This is a genomic window from Veillonella sp., assembly GCF_019414865.1.
Lineage (GTDB): Bacteria > Bacillota > Negativicutes > Veillonellales > Veillonellaceae > Veillonella.
This window is the reverse complement of record NZ_DXLG01000023.1, coordinates 1-18,725: the sequence shown is the minus strand read 5'-3', so window position 1 is coordinate 18,725 and position 18,725 is coordinate 1. Positions and strand designations below refer to the sequence as shown.

Annotated in this window: 19 protein-coding genes; 5 read left to right on the top strand and 14 right to left on the bottom strand. The window is 38.2% G+C overall.

The genetic code is table 11. The annotated features are described in order from the left end of the window. Nucleotides 1–85 precede the first annotated feature (85 nt). The 5 genes from QZ334_RS02670 to QZ334_RS02650 all read right to left on the bottom strand — a co-directional run bounded on the left by QZ334_RS02670 (nucleotide 86) and on the right by QZ334_RS02650 (nucleotide 4,019). Nucleotides 86–769 (bottom strand): hypothetical protein, encoded by a 684-nt coding sequence (locus tag QZ334_RS02670; RefSeq protein ID WP_295231734.1) that lies wholly within the window; start codon nucleotides 767–769, stop codon nucleotides 86–88. A gap of 181 nt (nucleotides 770–950) precedes the next feature. Next, nucleotides 951–1,622 (bottom strand): hypothetical protein, encoded by a 672-nt coding sequence (locus QZ334_RS02665; RefSeq protein WP_295231732.1) that lies wholly within the window; start codon nucleotides 1,620–1,622, stop codon nucleotides 951–953. Between the two features lie 165 nt (nucleotides 1,623–1,787). Beyond that, nucleotides 1,788–2,357: a hypothetical protein gene (locus QZ334_RS02660; protein ID WP_227721191.1), complete on the bottom strand. Its 570-nt coding sequence runs from the start codon at nucleotides 2,355–2,357 to the stop codon at nucleotides 1,788–1,790. A gap of 11 nt (nucleotides 2,358–2,368) precedes the next feature. Beyond that, nucleotides 2,369–2,974 carry a protein adenylyltransferase Fic gene (fic, locus tag QZ334_RS02655; protein WP_295231728.1) on the bottom strand — a complete coding sequence of 202 codons (606 nt, stop codon included), beginning with the start codon at nucleotides 2,972–2,974 and terminating at the stop codon, nucleotides 2,369–2,371. A 139-nt stretch (nucleotides 2,975–3,113) separates the two neighbouring features. Beyond that, nucleotides 3,114–4,019 (bottom strand): metal ABC transporter substrate-binding protein, encoded by a 906-nt coding sequence (locus QZ334_RS02650; protein ID WP_005387669.1) that lies wholly within the window; start codon nucleotides 4,017–4,019, stop codon nucleotides 3,114–3,116. Between the two features lie 147 nt (nucleotides 4,020–4,166). On the opposite strand from QZ334_RS02650, the gene QZ334_RS02645 reads away from it, so the two are divergent. The 3 genes from QZ334_RS02645 to QZ334_RS02635 all read left to right on the top strand — a co-directional run bounded on the left by QZ334_RS02645 (nucleotide 4,167) and on the right by QZ334_RS02635 (nucleotide 6,294). Beyond that, entirely contained in the window at nucleotides 4,167–4,946 is a 780-nt protein-coding gene (locus QZ334_RS02645; protein WP_295231725.1) for a metal ABC transporter ATP-binding protein, read from the top strand. Continuing rightward, nucleotides 4,939–5,757, top strand: a complete 819-nt coding sequence (locus QZ334_RS02640; RefSeq protein ID WP_039969541.1) for a metal ABC transporter permease — start codon at nucleotides 4,939–4,941, stop codon at nucleotides 5,755–5,757. The genes QZ334_RS02645 and QZ334_RS02640 overlap by 8 nt, the downstream gene beginning before the upstream one ends. A 129-nt stretch (nucleotides 5,758–5,886) precedes the next feature. Continuing rightward, the gene (locus tag QZ334_RS02635; protein WP_227721194.1) at nucleotides 5,887–6,294 is read left to right on the top strand and encodes a Fur family transcriptional regulator; all 408 of its coding nucleotides are present in this window, start codon (nucleotides 5,887–5,889) and stop codon (nucleotides 6,292–6,294) included. A gap of 102 nt (nucleotides 6,295–6,396) precedes the next feature. Here the strand turns inward: QZ334_RS02635 and QZ334_RS02630 are convergent, their stop codons facing one another. The 4 genes from QZ334_RS02630 to QZ334_RS02615 form a co-directional block, all read right to left on the bottom strand. Then, complete coding sequence (locus tag QZ334_RS02630) at nucleotides 6,397–7,737, bottom strand: anaerobic C4-dicarboxylate transporter (RefSeq protein WP_105090090.1); 1,341 nt, start codon at nucleotides 7,735–7,737, stop codon at nucleotides 6,397–6,399. 219 nt (nucleotides 7,738–7,956) lie between these two features. Continuing rightward, nucleotides 7,957–9,345, bottom strand: a complete 1,389-nt coding sequence (gene bioA / locus QZ334_RS02625) for an adenosylmethionine--8-amino-7-oxononanoate transaminase (RefSeq protein WP_105090089.1) — start codon at nucleotides 9,343–9,345, stop codon at nucleotides 7,957–7,959. Nucleotides 9,346–9,465: 120 nt separating this feature from the next. Next, complete coding sequence (bioD, locus tag QZ334_RS02620; protein ID WP_295231720.1) at nucleotides 9,466–10,218, bottom strand: dethiobiotin synthase; 753 nt, start codon at nucleotides 10,216–10,218, stop codon at nucleotides 9,466–9,468. Between the two features lie 409 nt (nucleotides 10,219–10,627). Continuing rightward, nucleotides 10,628–11,173: a beta-class carbonic anhydrase gene (locus tag QZ334_RS02615; RefSeq protein WP_295231717.1), complete on the bottom strand. Its 546-nt coding sequence runs from the start codon at nucleotides 11,171–11,173 to the stop codon at nucleotides 10,628–10,630. Between the two features lie 342 nt (nucleotides 11,174–11,515). Here QZ334_RS02615 and QZ334_RS02610 point away from each other — a divergent pair, with 342 nt between their 5' ends. Beyond that, nucleotides 11,516–12,556, top strand: coding sequence for a YeiH family protein (locus QZ334_RS02610; RefSeq protein WP_105090087.1), 1,041 nt, complete (start codon nucleotides 11,516–11,518; stop codon nucleotides 12,554–12,556). A 135-nt stretch (nucleotides 12,557–12,691) separates the two neighbouring features. Further along, nucleotides 12,692–13,306, top strand: coding sequence for a LysE/ArgO family amino acid transporter (locus tag QZ334_RS02605; RefSeq protein WP_105090086.1), 615 nt, complete (start codon nucleotides 12,692–12,694; stop codon nucleotides 13,304–13,306). A 163-nt stretch (nucleotides 13,307–13,469) separates the two neighbouring features. Here QZ334_RS02605 and QZ334_RS02600 read toward each other — a convergent pair whose 3' ends face one another. From QZ334_RS02600 to QZ334_RS02580, 5 genes are all read right to left on the bottom strand, one after another. Continuing rightward, nucleotides 13,470–14,354: a LysR family transcriptional regulator gene (locus QZ334_RS02600; RefSeq protein WP_005387647.1), complete on the bottom strand. Its 885-nt coding sequence runs from the start codon at nucleotides 14,352–14,354 to the stop codon at nucleotides 13,470–13,472. A 75-nt stretch (nucleotides 14,355–14,429) separates the two neighbouring features. Then, the gene (locus tag QZ334_RS02595; protein WP_227721198.1) at nucleotides 14,430–15,629 is read right to left on the bottom strand and encodes an MFS transporter; all 1,200 of its coding nucleotides are present in this window, start codon (nucleotides 15,627–15,629) and stop codon (nucleotides 14,430–14,432) included. 205 nt (nucleotides 15,630–15,834) lie between these two features. Continuing rightward, on the bottom strand, nucleotides 15,835–16,440 hold the full coding sequence (locus QZ334_RS02590) for a hypothetical protein (protein ID WP_295231712.1): 606 nt from the start codon (nucleotides 16,438–16,440) through the stop codon (nucleotides 15,835–15,837). 141 nt (nucleotides 16,441–16,581) lie between these two features. Then, nucleotides 16,582–17,853, bottom strand: coding sequence for a putative porin (locus tag QZ334_RS02585; protein WP_295231710.1), 1,272 nt, complete (start codon nucleotides 17,851–17,853; stop codon nucleotides 16,582–16,584). Between the two features lie 251 nt (nucleotides 17,854–18,104). Next, the gene (locus QZ334_RS02580; RefSeq protein ID WP_295231736.1) at nucleotides 18,105–18,707 is read right to left on the bottom strand and encodes a hypothetical protein; all 603 of its coding nucleotides are present in this window, start codon (nucleotides 18,705–18,707) and stop codon (nucleotides 18,105–18,107) included. Nucleotides 18,708–18,725 lie beyond the last annotated feature (18 nt).

The window sequence follows — 18,725 nt, the reverse complement described above, 5'->3', positions numbered from 1 at the left end:
CGTCAGATGTGTATAAGAGACAGTCACTCAACTTTGTAAATAAATGTAATATATCTTTATACCAAGCCATAATACTCCTTATATATTATCGAGTTAATGTATATAGCACTTCACATAATAGTGATACTAAAACAGCGATTAACATAATGCTGAGCCCTTCATAAGTACTGCCATTAATACACGCTCCGGCTATGCGTCCCATAGTCTGTAATAGCAATACAGTACTAAGAATGCATAAAACAATCATGCAAAAGCCAATAATGGCTTGCAACAAAATCGGTATGGATGTAAGAATCAACATAATACCCGCCGTCAGAGTAATCATAGCTACTACTAGTTGAGCAAAGGCCATCATGTGTAAAACACCAGTTACTACGCCACGAATGTAGAACTTACGTTTTTGCAACATAGCGTAACCTAACAAGATACCGGACATAAGCGCCGCTTTTAAAATTACCCACGTAAAGCGACCTACATTCCAAAACTCACGAGGCTTACTTAGCTGCTCAAAAAAGACTTGTATTTCATGCTGCCCTACGGGAAGCGAAAACAATTGCCACTTTACCAAAAGCGATGAATTACGTATAAATGCTCGTATAGCATCTAAATAGACGCTTTCACCAACGATGGTAAATTGATAACATATGAGGGCCAATACCAACATCCATGCAAGCTGTCCATAGGTAACATCATAGTGGTACATGCGCGGATGTTTTTCTTCAATGGGGTTTAATAAGCGATAAACGAACTCTACTAAACCTCCCATCATGCCTCTCACCACCTTTTACACAACAAGAATAGCACCATTCTATATAGAATGATGCATCACACAACACAACGATTACGAATTTATAACAATCATTTTATTTTTAATTCATACTCTGTTCATCATTATAGCACAAAAGCAAGGTATATTCATACCTTGCTTTCATATTTTTCATACTATGTAATTATCTAGATGTAGCAAGCATAACCATGCCTACCAAAATACCAATAAGGACTACTGGAATTAAAGATGCCAAAAGCCCAATACCAAATGTTGCTAGATGTCCCTTTTTGATTTGACGTGCCATAAGTGTTAAGCTCAACCAGAAATACCAAATGTATAACACAATTTCTAAAATAATATAGGTGAAACTAATGATATACAAAAGAGTCTCATCTGCGTAAATATCTAAGCTTAACCCTTGAATGATAAGAATCAAAATCACTTGAATAATCGATAAAACAAGGGATATGAACATAGAATATGCACTTTCATACCAACAAATCTTTAGTATAGACTCATAATTAGTATGAGCACCAAATTTATTAGCCACTGAACTAAAGAGCACTGAATAAATGGCTAATATAGCAAATGCAATTAATGCATAAAAGACTAGTGCAAAAAAGCCTGCCCCAGCCATGACTCCCAACGCAGCTCCTAGCTGTAAAGGTGAAGCACCTAGGGAATAGGACATCCCCGCTTGTATAATCCAACTCACAAGCATACTAATAACAAGCATACCCATGGCACATGCAAACCCTCGGTGAGTTGTACCAAATTCAACAATCTCTGGAATGCCACGTTTAAATGGCGCTCTAATAAGTGCCCAAAGATCTAAATACCATTTTCGTTCCATATGTTCCCCTCCAAATACATCAAAAGCACATATATTTCTATCATTGTATCATAATACACTTTTAAATTAAATATAAATTTATTGTAAATTATGCAAACAAATATAGTAATAAAAAAGTTGATAGACACCTAATAGCATCTATCAACATTTCCATTACATATGTATTTAAAGAGACATAGACAACATAATGCCACCTATGCCAAAGACAAAGGATACGATATAAAATGCAATACCGGTTATCCAAGGACTCAATCCAAATTGCTTAGACATCAGTTGCGCCATGATAATGACATTAAATAGTTCTATGGTGCTTAATCCACCGGATCCGCCTTTAGTATGTAAATCCAAGAAAAGATAAATAGGCGCAGCAAAAAGTACGAAAATCAAATGAATCCAACTAGTAATACAACTATTTAAAAGCATGTCTGCCACAAGTTGCTTATATGTAACCTGCCCCTTAAAGACCTTAAAAATACCATATAAAATACCAGAAGATACAAGAACAAACGCTACAATTCCAAGTACATATCCTATAAGAGGAACTGCTTCAAGTTCTATAGGGCCTATAACCTCCCAAATAAATGTTTTAAAAAATGGACTCTTTGGGAAAATTAGCGTTAATATATATAACCCTATATCAGTTATGATTGCTGATACCACAGCTAATGACAACATATTTTTAACAGTGATAAAACGCATCCATTTTTCTATATATGGGCCAAACAAACCATTCACAATTCTATACCTTATAAATCTTCACTTTTAAACAATTGATATCCTTCAAAATAATAACTATGGTCAAGGCCTTTCATAAATAGTTCTCGATTATTAATATCACTGGTAAGTGCTTTAGATAAAACCGCTTTTATTTCTAAGTCATTTACCGGGCTTCGTTCCATAGCAGACAAATATTGCTCTTTATCAACCTGACTCCAATCGATGGTCTTTTGTAGTTCTGTACACAACATATGATCAAGCCATAATCGCATGCTACGCCCATTACCTTCTCTAAAAGGATGAGCGACATTCATTTCAACATACTTTTCCACAATTTCATCAAAAGTAGATTGCGGCATATCTTCAATGGTTCTAACTGCTTCAGCAAGATACATGACAGGAACAAAGCGGAAATTGCCTTTAGCAATATTCACACTTCGTAATGCACCAGCAAAATCATATATATCTTGGAATAATATAGTATGGATTCTTTGCAAGGTAGTCCACGTACCACTAGGCATATCATTAAGTAAGTTTTCTTCAAACAGTGTTGTTGCTGTTTTTTTACTAATTCGTTCTTCTTCTCTAGCCAATGTTGGGGAATCGGTAATCCCCAATCTATTAGTGATAACCATGTTGGACCTCCTTTTTATTTATTTTCATTATATATATTATACTATAGACATAAAAATTAAAGATATTATAACTTTAAATCTTGCGAACGATAAGTAGAACAAAAAAAGCAGCCTTATAAGGGCTGCTTTTTTGTTCATCTTATTGTAAAGATGCTGCAATTTTTGTAAGGTTTTCATCCATACGTTCTAAGTATGTTTTATTATCTTCGTTGCTTTCGATTGTGTAAATAGTTTCTACCTTAGCACCAACTTCGCTTGCCAAAGTTTTAGATACTTCTGGACTAGCCATTTCTTCTGCAAAGATAGTAGTAATATTGTTTTCTTTACAGTATTTGATGAGTTCAGCCAATTGAGCTGCGTTTGGTTCGCCTTCGGCAAATACATCTTCTACACTATTTTGTTCTAACCCAAAGTCACGGCATAAGTACGCAAATGCTGCATGACCAGTAACGAAGTTTTTATGAGGAGCTTTAGCGAATTGATCTTCATATTTTTTGATCATTGCATCTAATTTAGCAACATATTCATTATAATTCTTTTCATAGTAATCTTTGTTTGCTGGGTCAGCTTTTACGAAAGCGTCTTTAATATTTTTTACTTCGATTTTTGCATTTTTCAAAGATAACCATGCGTGAGGATCTTCTGCACCATGTTCTTTAATTTCTTCAGGATCAGTATTTTTGATAGCTTCTACGCCATCTGTAGCAACAACAGTGATGAGTTTGCTATTTTTAGCCGCATCAATCGCTTGTTGTGCCCAAGGTTCCATACCAAAACCGTTGTACACGAATACTTGAGCTGTTGCCAATTGTTTCATATTTTCAGGTTTCAACTCGAAATCATGTGGCTCTACGCCATCTGGAATAATGGTAGATACCTCTACCTTGTCACCACCAATAGCTTTTGCGAATTCAGCCATGGCATTAAAACTTGTTACCACTTGGATCTTCTTACCTGCTTGTTCCTTTGGTGCATCATTGCCACAGCCTGCAAATAAGGCAGCCATCATGATCCCTATCATTAACAAAACCAGCTTCTTGACCATCGTAGTCCTCCTTTGTGAAATCCTGATCGCTATGCTTTCATCGAATAGTAACCATTCTTTAGTTGCAGTTGCGACTCAGTTGCATTTGTAATATAGTTATAGTATAAACTTACTCAAGATTTTGTCAATTAGAAAAGTGGTTTTTATATGTTATCCATAGAACATCTTTATTTTTCCTACCAAGGTCAGCCACCTTATGTGTTGAATGACCTTAACTTACATATTCACAGTGGTGATTATATATCCATTGTTGGGGATAATGGGTGTGGTAAAAGCACCTTGCTACGCCTCATTTTAGGATTCCTTACACCTGTAAAGGGCTCTATCAAACGAGATACGAACAACATTCGCTACGTGTCTCAGAAGAATGATTTTTCTCATGCAGGCTTCCCTATTACGGTAAAAGAAATCCTCGATTCCTACCGTAAATTACTAAAGATTAAAGATAAGCATGAAGTAGATCGCGTATTAGAGCTTACCAATATGACGGCGTTCAAAGACCGTTTAATCAGTAAACTGTCAGGTGGTCAAGCGCAACGCGTATCTATCGCGCGTGCCCTCATCGGCAGCCCTGACCTCATCATACTCGATGAACCATCTACTGGTATCGACCGGAAAAGCCAAGAAGGCATCTACACCCTTTTGCGCGAGTTAAACCAAGTACACCACATTACAATTATCTCCGTAGAACATAACCTTGAAATGGCCCTAGCCAATTCAACTAATATCTACCACATCGCAAATGGCCAAGGTCACCTTTGCTCTCCTGAACAATACGCTAGTGAAATCATGCACAGCACAGGGCGCAATCCTATGGATCACGAAAATTGTGCTTGCTTTACAGATGTAACACCTCAGGCTCAGGCTCAGGCTCAGGCTCAGGCTCAGGCCGATGATACTACAACTAAGGAGGTGCACCATGTTTAATTATGATTTCATGCAAAATGCCTTCTTCGTAGCCATCTGCATTTCTCTACTCTGTCCATGCATCGGTATTTTCATGGTTCTACGCCGTTCTAGTATGATTGGCGATACCATGAGCCATGCATCGCTAGCAGGTATTACATTAGGCTTATTAACAAATACCAATCCTATCTTAGGAGCATTCATCTTTACCGCTATCTGCGGTGCCCTCATCGAGTTCTTGCGAAAATACTTCTCCCACCATCTCGATTTGATCCTAACCATCATCTTGTCACTTAGTATTGGTACCGCTATTACGCTAATTAGTTCAGGCAAGTTGAAAGCTAATGCTAATGTGTTCTTCTTCGGTAGCATCTTAACCGTAAACACTACAGATATGATTAGCATTGCAGCCCTAACTATTCTATCTGTTTTAACCTTATATTTCTTATATAACTCACTCCTCTACATCGCCTATGATGAAGAGGCCGCGCGCGTAGCAGGTGTTAAGGTTGATTTTATCAATTATATCTTTGCTATCTTAATGGCTGCAGCCGTATCCATTTCTATTAAAATCGTCGGCGTTCTCGTATTAAGTGCTATGATTGCCTTACCTGTAGCATCGGCATTACAATTAGAAAAAGGATTTAGGACCACATTACTCTGTTCTATTGGATTTAGTTTGCTAGCCATGGTCATCGGCCTATTCGGATCCTATTATCTCAACGTAGCTCCAGGTGGTTTTGTATCTCTTACATCGGTTGCAATACTACTCGTAGTATTAGTTATCAAAAACATCAGAACCATCCTACGCCGTATGCAATTTAGCAAGTAAACAAAGATAATCATCAATATATAGATAGCTATTCTATTAGCAAAATAAGACAGCTATCCTGTGCAAAATAAATTATCTACTTATACTTGTGTAGCATATTTAGTATTAAAACAGAATCAAAAGAGCGTTATGAATACAACAAATTGGCCTGAAGGCATAAAAAAGACCAAACAGCGCGAAGCCATTTGGTCAGTATTAACAACTACAGATAAACCGATTACTGCTATGGAAATCGCAGAGCGATTAGGCGATGGTAGCACCACATGGATGTCTACCATCTACCGTACGCTTGAATTATTAGAAACAAAAGATATTGTTACCCGTACAACACTCATGGGCAGCGATATGGCATATTATGAGATAACTCCTCATACGCATCGTCACTATGCAGTATGTACTAAATGTGGGGCCATGATTCCTCTTCACACCTGTCCTGTCGTAGAAATGCCACAGGAACTAACAGATGCAGGCTTTACGGTGACAGAACATCATCTAGAAATTGCGGGGCTCTGTAAAAACTGCAAGAATAAAGGCTAGTAAAAATCTATAAGTAAATGCAAGAAAAAGGACGTAACTTTAAGAGTTACGTCCTTTTGTAATTTTATTATCTTTTGTATTAGCCTTAATTAGCTTTCACCATTACAACATCAATGGAGCTACTACAAAGCCAAGTGCTACTGAAATAGCGATGGCAAGTACGCCAGGGATAAAGAACGGATGGTTAAATACAAGCTTACCGATTCGTGTTGAGCCGGTATCGTCCATTTGTACAGCCCCCAAGAGTGTTGGGTATGTAGGCAATACAAAAAGTGCAGATACGGCTGCGAAGGATGCGATAATAATGTATACGGATCCTGGGTTTTCTGGAGTAATACCGAGAGCTAGAATTACAGCTGGTACCAATGCTTGTGTAGTCGCCGCTTGGCTATACAACAATGTACTAGCAAAGAAGAATGCTACAGCTAATAGGAATGGATATGCTGTTACCAAGCTAGATGCAAGAGCTTTAATTTCAGGAATATGACCTTTTACAAAAGTATCGCCCAACCATGCTACGCCTAGTACGCAGACACATGCGGATAAACCGGATTTAAATGTGCTTGTATTAACAAGTTGTGCTGTATCAATTTTACAGAAGAATGTAATAGCCGCTGCAATTACCATCATGAAACCAACGATGGCATCATTTCGACCAAAAATAACAGGTTTAATAAGACCAATGTTCTTGGAGATGGCAGTTGCATAGAATACGATACAAATAATACCAATCAAGAAAATCAATACAGAAGTTTTCGCACCTGGTTTCAAGTGGAAATCAGCACTCTTTTCACGAGGTGGAGCCACATGACCTGCTGCCAGACGTTCTTGGTAAACTGGATCGGAAGACAAATCATTATTCGCGAAGGTAGACATGATAAATGCCGTAATCATAACCGCTACGAATGTTGTAGAAATGCAGATGGCAAGCAATGTTGGATAGTTAACCCCATATGGTTCAAGGAAACCACTCATAGCAACAACTGCTGCGGATACTGGGCTCGCTGTAATACCAATTTGGCTTGCTACAACGGCAATGGATAATGGTACAGATGGCTTAATATTTTCACTTTTTGCCACCTCTACAATTACAGGAATCATAGAAAATGCTGTATGACCTGTACCAGCCAATAGCGTTAAGAAATACGTAACTGTTGGTGCTAAGTAGTTGATATGCTTAGGATTTTTACGCAAAATACCTTCTGCAATACGCACCAAATAATCGAGACCGCCAGCGAGTTGTAAAGCACAAATAGCAGCGATAGCAGACATGATGATGAGGATTACATCCCAAGGGATCTGCCCTGGGAACATCCCCATGCCGAGGCTTAACAACACTACACCAAGGCCGCCAGCGTAACCGATGCCCATACCACCTAGACGAACGCCGAGGAAGATGGCACCAAATAAAATAATAACTTGCATAATTACATAAATGTCCATACGATGACCTCCTTTATACATATATAGTATCATAGATATGCAGAAATATCATCGAATTTTCACAATGTATAGTCTATAGTTTAAAGACATAACTAAAACATCATAATAAATAAATATAAAAAGCTATATATGTCGACAGCCTACATCGTCTGTAGAATCGTGACATATATAGCTTTTATTATTACACCAAACCTTTATAAAATGCTTGATCCTATATTTTTACAAAATAATTGGCCGTAAATCTTCGAGAATCCCCTCTTCTTCGGTAGCTCGTTGGATACTTTCACCAACAATGCGAACCATATCCTCTAATTGTTCCACAGTGGACGCCAATGGCGGCATGAGGATTACCACATCACCGATTGGACGGCAGATGAGGCCTTGTTCACGAGCAAGGATGGCCACTTTAGCCCCTACCGCATCATTTGGACGATACGCCTCATGAGTAGCCACATCTTTTTCAAGTTCAATCCCTACGATGAGGCCTCGTTGACGAACCTCTTTAACATGTTTCAAGTTTTCAATTGGCTTCAATGCATTGGTGAAAGCCTCGATTTTCTTAGGTAATCCTTCGATAACCTTTTCATCGCGGAATACTTGTAAAGAAGCTAGTGCGACGGCACAAGCCAAGGCATTCCCTGTATAGGAGTGGCCATGGTAGAAGGTTTTCTTTTCTTCAAATGTACCGAGGAAGGCATCGAATACACGTTGTGTCGTCAATGTAGCAGCGAGCGGCATATAACCGCCAGTAATACCTTTGGACAAGGTCATGAAGTCTGGCGCTACCCCTTCGTGTTCACAGGCAAAGAATTTACCTGTACGACCAAAGCCTGTGGCTACTTCATCGACAATGAGGAATACGTCATGTTTCGCCGTTAATTCACGAACCCGTTTCAAATAGCCATGAGGCATAACAAGCATGCCTGCTGCAGCTTGTACTAATGGTTCCATAACGAGAGCTGTGATTTCATCGCCCTCTTCGTTGAGGATGCGTTCTAATTCGGCCAAAGACTCTTCAAAGGCTTTTTCTCGATCAGCTACATCGCGATATACACCAGGGCTTGGCAATGTCAAAGGTTTGAATAATAAATTATGGAATACTTGGTGGAATAATTGAATACCACCTACAGATACGGTGCCTAATGTATCCCCGTGATAGCCTGCATTAAGGGCAATGAACTTAGTTTTCTTTGTTTGTCCTACAAGTTGGCGATATTGGTAGGCCATCTTGATAGCAACTTCAATAGCCGTACTGCCATCATCGGATAAGAATACTTTATTTAAGCCTTCTGGCGCGAGCTCTACCAATTCTTTACACAACTGTGCAGATGGCGGGCTTACAAGACCGAGCAATGTGCTATGAGCAATCTTATCCACTTGTTCCTTCAAGGCTTGGTTTAATACAGGATGATTGTGTCCATGAATATTAACCCATAAGGAGGACACGCCGTCATAATACTTTTTACCGTTCTCATCGATGAGGTATACCCCCTCACCACGTTCGATTACTACTGGTTCTTGTGCTAACCAATCTTGCATTTGTGTAAATGGATGCCATACAAACTCATGGTCCCACTGTGCTGCTTGTGAAAGCTGTTTCTCTGCCATTTCGTCACCTCATACGTACAAATTCTACAAACTATAACTCTCAATACCTATAATACTCAATTACTATAACAGTCTATTACCATAAATAATTAGTCTAAATTAAATTACAATATCTAACTACTATATACCTAATACTGTATTCCATACCTTCTTAGAATCCACAAAGGATCGAGCCCAACCAAGCTGAACCTTTTGAATATCTGGCCCTTGGTATGGCGGTACAACAGCTACTACAGGAATACCTGTATATCGTTCCATATCCTCTACATTTGTTTTCAATAAGAATGGATCTACTGCCGTTGTATCATTTACGATGATAGCTTTCACCTCAATACCATGCATCTTCGCGTATTCACAAGTCAAAATCGCGCGGTTAATGGAGCCCAATCGTCCATCAGCTACAACGATGGCTGGTAATTTAATATCTTTCATTAAATCCGTGAATGTTTTATCGCCGTAAAGAGGTGTTGTAATACCACCAGCACCTTCTACAAAGGTTAGATCATAGCGATTAACAACATCTAATGTATGAGCTACTACAACATCATAATCGATTTCTATACCAGATAACTCTGCTGCAAGACGGGGAGAAAAATCACCAGCGATAGCATATGGGTTAACCTCATGACGACGAGATTCAGGAATACCTGCGCAACGCATTAAATGCGTAGCATCCTTGCTTTCAAGGCCAACATTATAATTATCCTCATCCATCGTTACACATTCAGGAAAAGGTACCGCACTAGAGGACACTGGTTTAACCATACCAACCGCAAAACCATCATCTACAGCCATGGCCCCTAACAGCCCTGTCACAAACGTCTTGCCTACATCTGTATCTGTACCAATTATAGAAATACCTAACTGCTTCATACATGTCTCCTCTCAGCGATACTTAACGCCGCATAGGTTAACTAATTTATGTGAGTAAGTTTACAATCTAATTACAATATACAGCCAAACGGAATATATAGTCAACCTATTATTACGCTTAAGGTTAACCATGATAGGACTATATGGGGCCCCAATACATCAGTGGGAGCTAAATTAAAAATCACAGAACCTAGCTCATCGCTCCATAGTAAACTAAGTCGCTCTTTACTAGGTTCTGTGATTTTTATGGCTGTACTTATGTAATAGTCCCATATAGTCCTAACCGCAACCTTAAATGCGAGAATAATAGGTTAGCTATATAAGGGGAAAGAAAAAAGAGTGATGACTTTAGTCATCACTCTTTTTCACTTAAATGTACAAATCAACTTGGGCCCCATCAAATCTCAGATTATATTTCAAGGTAGCGGAATTCGCCTGTATCAGGGTCCATCATGCCACCATAGAATCCCATTCCTTTTGGGAATAGTGGGTGGTTACGCAAGAAATTAACTGTATAGATTACATTGTCTTCGGAGATATGGAAACGATCCATCCAGTCAATAAGGCCTGGTTCGATCATGCGGATTGCATCTTCACTGATACCTTTTTCTTTCATGGATTCCATAAATGTTGTAGCGGAGAAATCAATCATGCCGCAGTTTTCATGGCCGATGACTAATACATCTTCAATCCCCATACCATAGGTAGCAACAAGCAAGCTTTGAACGATATTATCGATAGGTTGTGTTACGCTATTACCAGCTGTTTTAATGACGATAATTTCGCCACGATTAAAACCTAATGCCTCTTCAAGCATGCATACTAAACGCGTATCCATACATGTGACAATACCTAGTTTTTTTGTAGGATGGCTTGTTAATCCTGCTTTTGGTAATTCTGGGTGGTTTTTCACATACTCTTTATTAGTTTCAATTATTTGTTTAATATCAATCATAAGGTACCTCATTTACATTTCTATCTATAAAATAGATTCTATTCATTATATACAATATATTCAATGAAAAACAAGAGATTTTCATCACATATAAATATTTATTATAACCTATATCCTTCATAAGAAATCCACAAAAATCGTATTAATTCAATATTTATAATTAATATTCATTTATTATACTCTTCGTTCTTATATATTTATAAAAATGAATATACTGTATATTTCTTACATTACTAGTAGATTATAATTCCCCCAATGTGGTATTATTAAAACTATAGAAGAGAAACGCCACATGATACCACATATGGCGTGAACTGTATGTACAGTAAGGAGATTTTTATTATGGGTATCAATCAAAAAACGTTGCCAGGCATTCTGCTCTGTGCAGTCCTCGCTATTCCTTGTTGGCTATTAGGCCTAGAGTTTCATCTAATCGGTAGCCCAATCTTTGCTATCATCTTAGGTATAATTATTGGCTCTATATTCACATCTTGGAAGCGCGAAAAAACTGGTGCCGGCATCGGCTTCACATCTAAAAAGATTTTACAATGGGCTGTTATTTTATTGGGCTTTGGCTTAAATATTACACAGATTTTACATGTAGGTTGGATTTCATTACCTGTCATCATTTCAACCATCGCTACATCCTTAATCGTGTCCTATGTTATCTATCGACTCACTCATATCGACTCTAATACAGCTGTACTTATCGGCGTAGGTTCCTCCATTTGTGGTGGTTCTGCTATCGCTGCAGCTGCACCAGTCATCAAGGCAGAGGATCAAGATATTGCACAGGCTATCTCCGTTGTATTCTTCTTCAATGTAGTAGCAGCTTTTGTATTCCCTCCATTTGGTGATGCTATTGGTCTTTCCAATATGGGCTTTGGTCTATTTGCTGGTACCGCCGTAAACGATACATCCTCTGTAACAGCTACAGCTGCCGTATGGGATAGTATGAAAGGCACTGGTACACAAGTACTAGAATATGCGACAATCGTTAAATTAACACGTACCCTCGCTATTATTCCTATTTGTTTAGGTTTAGCAAGTTACCAAGTATATAAAGCAAAACAAAGTGCTGCTCAAGCTGATGGTAGCAGTGTTAGCATCGCTAAAATCTTCCCTAAATTTGTTTTATACTTTGTGATTTGTTCTCTTATTACAACAGTATTATCCTATGCGAATGTAGATATTCAATTCTTGAGTGTATTCAAAACTATTTCCAAATACTTTATTACAATGGCCATGGTTGCTATAGGACTTAATACTAATATCGTAAAATTGATAAAATCCGGTGGTTCTGCCCTTGCATTGGGTGCTTGTTGCTGGATTGCCATCACAGCAGTCAGCCTAGCTACACAACATATGATTGGTTTATGGTAAGAAATATACATACCTATTTTAATATGATATAATTGTATATAGTTAGAATAGTAATAACCCCTCCAGTAATGGAGGGGTTTCGTGCTACTATTCACCTTATTAGTACTTTATCATACTATAGTTAGGAGGGTTAACATGTACTTCTTACAAGGACTTCTTGTCGGTCTCGCAACATTTGCCCCTGTTGGCATGCAAAACCTCTTCATCATCAACACAGCATTGGTACAGCCTATACGTCGTATCATATTGACCCTTATCATATTGGCACTATTTGATATGAGCCTCAGTACGGCAGCCTTCTTTGGCATCGGCGCCATTCTTGAAATGTGGCCGCTTACAAAGCTTATCGTACTCCTTTTTGGGGGCCTACTGATTGTATACATGGGCTTTAATATATTCAGAACTGAACCAGATATGCGCAATGTTAACACGCATATCCCTATTCGTAAGATTATCATATCTGCTATCGCTGTATCTTGGGGCAATCCTCAAGCAGTACTTGATGCAACTATGATGCTCGGTGCTTTTCAAGCTAATATCCCAGAAGAGAACATTTACCACTTCTTTGGCGGTTTTTTAGTTATGACACCAATTTGGTTTGGATCCTTAGCCGCTACCATGCATCTGTTAGCAAAAAAAATCAAAATCACCCATATGGCTTGGATCAACCGCTTCTGTGGCGCTGTCCTCGTCATTTATGGTATAAAATTGTTCATCGATGGGGTTACAATGCTTTTAGAATATATTTAATCAAAATATCTCCAATAGTATAATCCTTAAACAACAAAGCCGTTAGCATATGCTAACGGCTTTTATATTGCAAATATCTGTTGTTATACAAATATCTTTTGTTATATAACGATGAATTTTGTTTTACTATAATTCATCTTCGTATAGTAAAACTCTGAGTATATTAAAACTCTGACAAAACTTGATTAAACATTTCTCTAAAGGCTTCTACATAAGTATTACTTTGATTTCGTTGAGATACAAAGTAGTAATTACGTTCCATGGATTTGCCATGATTAGTCAATACCTTGCGCTCAATGCCAGGCATGGAGTCTGTTAAGTATTTAAAGCGATCTAATAACAATAAGCCTTGTTGGCCTGCCACTAAATAGCGCGCTTCCTCTAAAGTACGAGCATACGCAAAGGCTCCAGCATAGCCAATGGCCTTACGATAGTGCTCCTCCTCTCCTATCGTATACTTACCACGGCATACTAGGATAAGGGGTAAATCATCAATCGTTTTAATTTCAACGCTGCCTTCCTTTGTATACCCTTGTGGCACCTCAATCACGGTAGTCGCCTTATCGATCAAATGACTTTCAAAATCATCAGATAAAATCTGCCACTGATCATTAAAAATCACATCTACACGGCGATCATCTAACATGCCATACAGTTCTTCATGGCTGCCACTATACATACGGATATCTAGATTTTTATAGCGCTTCGCCATGCGAATGACCGTTTGCTGCATAGCCATTCCACTATAACGATTCAAATAACCAATCCGTAAACTGACACGTGCATCTGTGCCGATGCGGGTTGTTTCTACCTTAATATCGTGAAACCGTTCTAGTAATTTTTTACCAGAGCGATATAGATATTGTCCCGCTGGTGTTAGGTGAAAGCTTCTCTTTTCTCTCACCATCAGCTCCACCCCAAGACTCGTTTCAAGGGCTTTAATTTGTTGTGAAATAGCAGATTGAGACACATATTGCTCTGTCGCAGCTTGGGTAAAACTATTATTATCAACTACACACACAAAATACTCTAATTGTTTTAATAACATAACGATACACTCTCATCTCTCTTATAGTTAGTGACCTACACCACTAACATACTTCACAACAACTACCAACCCCTCTCATTGGTATTTGCTAGACACAACTAAATTACGGTATACAAACCAGGACGCTACAAAGAATATAGCCGCTGTAGACCAGAATACAGCACCATAGCCAAAAGCACGTGCAATAATACCACTAATAACAGGCCCCAATACATTGCCCATCATAGCTACACTAGATACGGCCCCAAAGACAATACCGCGCCGCTCAATAGGAACAGCTTTAGATATTAGGGTATTTGCGATTGGTGCAATAAAGCCCATAAAGAATCCTGCAATAGCACGGAATATACCAAGGCCCCATATGCTAGGCATCAAGTATTGCAAGATAAATAGGGACCCCACAGCCCATGTAGCGGTAAAGATAATACGTGGCATCGTCAATCGTTGTGTAACCTTACTGATTGAAATGGATGCCAATGCGCTAAACAAACCAGCTCCAAAGATAATGATGCCCACAATAGTAGCAACAAATTCATCATTCACAGACATATAATGTTTGATATAAAGCGGTAAGATTGGACCAATGCCAGTAATACCAAAATTACACAAAAACTGCATCGCTACTAATAGGCGAACTCGGGGTATCATTAGAAATGATTTAATCAAAGAAATCTGTGATTCTTGAGCATCAACCTTGTGCTTAAACTGCAGATTAGGCATTAAGAAATAAATACCTAATAAGCAAATTCCAGTCAATCCAGAAAATACAAAGAATGGTGCCCTATAGCCTAATAGATCGGCCGCTAAGCCCCCCATAAGAGGTCCAAACACGAGCCCCATCACCATAGAGGCTTGATATAGCCCCATCGCCCATGGCACCTTTTCCTCAGGCGTTATGAGGACAATAATAGCTAAACCTATCGGTACATAGCCACCTACTACACCTTGCAAAATTCTTAGAACCAATAGCTGAGACGGGGTTTGTGTGAAAGCACAGGCCCCTACTGTAACCATTAAGGTAAATAAGATAAACATCATTACCTTACGTGGTCCCAGTTGATTTGCCTTGCGCGACCAATACGGTGCACTGAGCGCTACCATACAAGGCGTTACACCTGATACGATACCAGCCCACATAGCAGCTTCACCTGGATTATGTAGACCTAACTCTATAAGAAATAACGGTAGGAATGATAGTACCCCTATAATCGTTATGCCCCCACCGATCTGTATAATACAGATCAGATAAATAATTCGTTTCCAAGAAGAATCCATAATGACCTTCTTTCTTAACTTTTAAAGTTATTACATACTCTATTTTATTAATAGACTGTATATTTTTAAGGATTTATAGAATATAAACCCATAATATTATTGTATCCTAAACAGAAAAAAAAGACCATCTCTTATCACATAAAGGATAGAGATGGCCTTTATACTATATGACTTTCAACCTCATCCAAAAGGTATGACAATCATACTATTTTTGTTTGAACATCCAGTAGATGTAATAGATAACAAGTGCATATGTTACTACATCAAATACTGGTAAGAATGGCACCATTTTAGATAAACGGCCAAAACCATGCACGTGAATATTTGCCGCAATGATGGCAATTAGATTTAAACGATGAATCCAGATTGCTTTTTTACGGGATACGGACTTTGCCATATTGCCAACCCAAGGTGATAAGTACAACACTGCAAAGATAAGAGCAATAAACATCGCTACAAGGGAGATATATCCGCCCCAGAAACCTAAGAATGACTTTAGAGCTTTCAAGAAATATACATACCAATGGGCACATACGAGGATAACACTGACAACCCCTACAATGCGATGAATATCAAACATCTCTTTAGGATTATATCGTGTGATAAACCATTTTGGTTTTGTCGCAATGTATGTCAATACAAGCCATGCAACATACGGCACAAGGCCTAAATGAACCTTCCAGTTACCAAATGGTCTACCACCTGTTACATAACCATATTCAACCATACCCATAAATATTAAAGATAAAACTGCAATCCAAATTAAAATATGATATTTACTTTTAAACTGCTTTTTTACTACTTCTGCCATATAAACCTCACTAATTATTATACGAACTACTAGTATATAGCTAGTTGGTCTAATGTAGCATGCTAAACAATTTCAATCCACATAGCATTCTACTTAGAACTAATCATTGATTAACTATCAGCCTAATCGTAAGCATCAAAATTAGAATTTGAAGTTAAGGTCTGCACGGTAGTAATCATTTACACGATTGCCGTCTTGTGTTTTAGCATTAAAGCCATAGTATGCATTAATACCAATATTTTTCTCTGGTGCATAAGATGCACCTAATTGCCATGCTTTATAACCTTCATACCGTGTTTTCTTTAATAAATCATTAGATTCATATTTTTGCGTTTTAAATACAGGTGCATTTTTAGCTTGATCAAAGTAATCTAAGCGGATAATCCAAGAGTTCTTCTTGTTAATTTTATAATCGCCCCATTTAACGCCTACGTTCCAAATATCAGAATCACTTAAGGCAGATGCTTTTACCCACTCACCATCAATACCGAGTTTACCAACATTGTATTTAGCATTAAAGCCATATACATTATCGAATTCGTTATTTTTCTTGCCATTACCCATACGTACATTCGTGGTACCAACATGAGCAAACATACCGCCAAAGCTAAAGCGATCATTAACAGCCACATTGGCATTGATAAGACCTACATCACCATTATCAGCTTTACTCGTCTTAGCAAAACGGCCTGCTGTCATATAACCATACGCACCATTTAATGTAACTTTTTTACCTACCTTAGCTGTAGCACCTACACCATCAAAGTTAGAGCTATAAATCAAGCCGCCGCCAAATTTTTGAGTATAACGACCAGCATCAACGACTACATTTTTACCAAATTTGTGCTCTACATATGCCAAATCCCAGTTAGCTTGAGCTTCTTTAGAACTATCACCTAACTCAATAGAGCCTGTTGTAATACGTGCTTTAACAGATGTATTTTTATTAACCTTTGCATCTAGACCTAAACGTACACGGGCTGTAATTTTATCTTCATAATCATAACCATCGATACCCTCTCTGCCGATGTAGTTGATACGAGCATCACCAGTAACCTTTACATTGCCTACGCGGTCTTCCAATTTAGCTACACGCACACCAAGTGTATTCAATTCGTTGGAGAACTCGTCGGCCAAGCGGTTCAACATAGCTTGTTGTTCTGCATTAGCACGATCTTGATTAGCCATGCCTTTCGCAATCATTTGAGCCATTTCGTAACGAGTAATGTTATTTTGGCCTTTGAAAGTACCATCAGGATAACCATTGATAATACCAGCTGTAGCTAATTGATCTACCGCTTGGTAAGCCCAGCTATCGGACGGAACATCGGAGAAGGGGTTGACAGCAAAGGCTGTAGCCACACCCATCATGGCTGCTACTGCAAAAGCACTAGTCATTTTACGCTTCATCATAATAAACCTCACACACTAAAATAAGAAAAATAAAATGAGTAGATAATGAAATTTTGAAGTTCATTATCATTATCACATATAACACAAAAAATAATAACAACTTTCATTAATTGAGTAAAGAGAAAATGTATATCAATCTCACAATCATTTATGCGTCAAACTGATAATATCCATATTTAATTCACTAGGAAATAAACATATAAATAAAAAACCCCTTCCGTGTAATACAGAAGGGATTCTCGTGATTCATATTATTTCTTTTTAAACATCAAGTAGATGCAGTAGATAACAAGGCCATATGTGATGATATCAAATACTTGTAAGAATGGTACCATTTTGGAAATGCGATTAAAACCATGAATATGTATATCTGCAGCTACTAATGCAACTAAGTTGAAACGGTGCAACCAAATACCAATATTACGGCTAGATGCCGTTACTTTTCTAAGTTTTGGAGTTAAGAACGCAAGTCCAGAGATTGTACCAATGCCGAAAGAAGTAAGGGCCACATAGCCCCCCCACCAACCAAGAACGGATTTAGCAGCTTTACCAAAATAGAGATATAAATGGAATGCAATAACAGCTACAGATGCAATACCTAATGCACGGTGAACCTTGAACATTTCACCTAAGTTATAACGGCTTGTAAACCATTTAGGACGAGTTGCCAAATAAGTCATCACAATCCACGTACACCAAGGTACAAGACCTGTATAGACTTTATAGTTCCCGAAGGCACGACCACCTACGATATAGCCCCACTCTAGCAAACCGATCATAATTAAGGAGAATACTGCAATCCATATAAAGATATGGTAAATACTTTTTTGCTGTTTTGTTGTTACTTGATCCATCATATACCTCTCTAATAT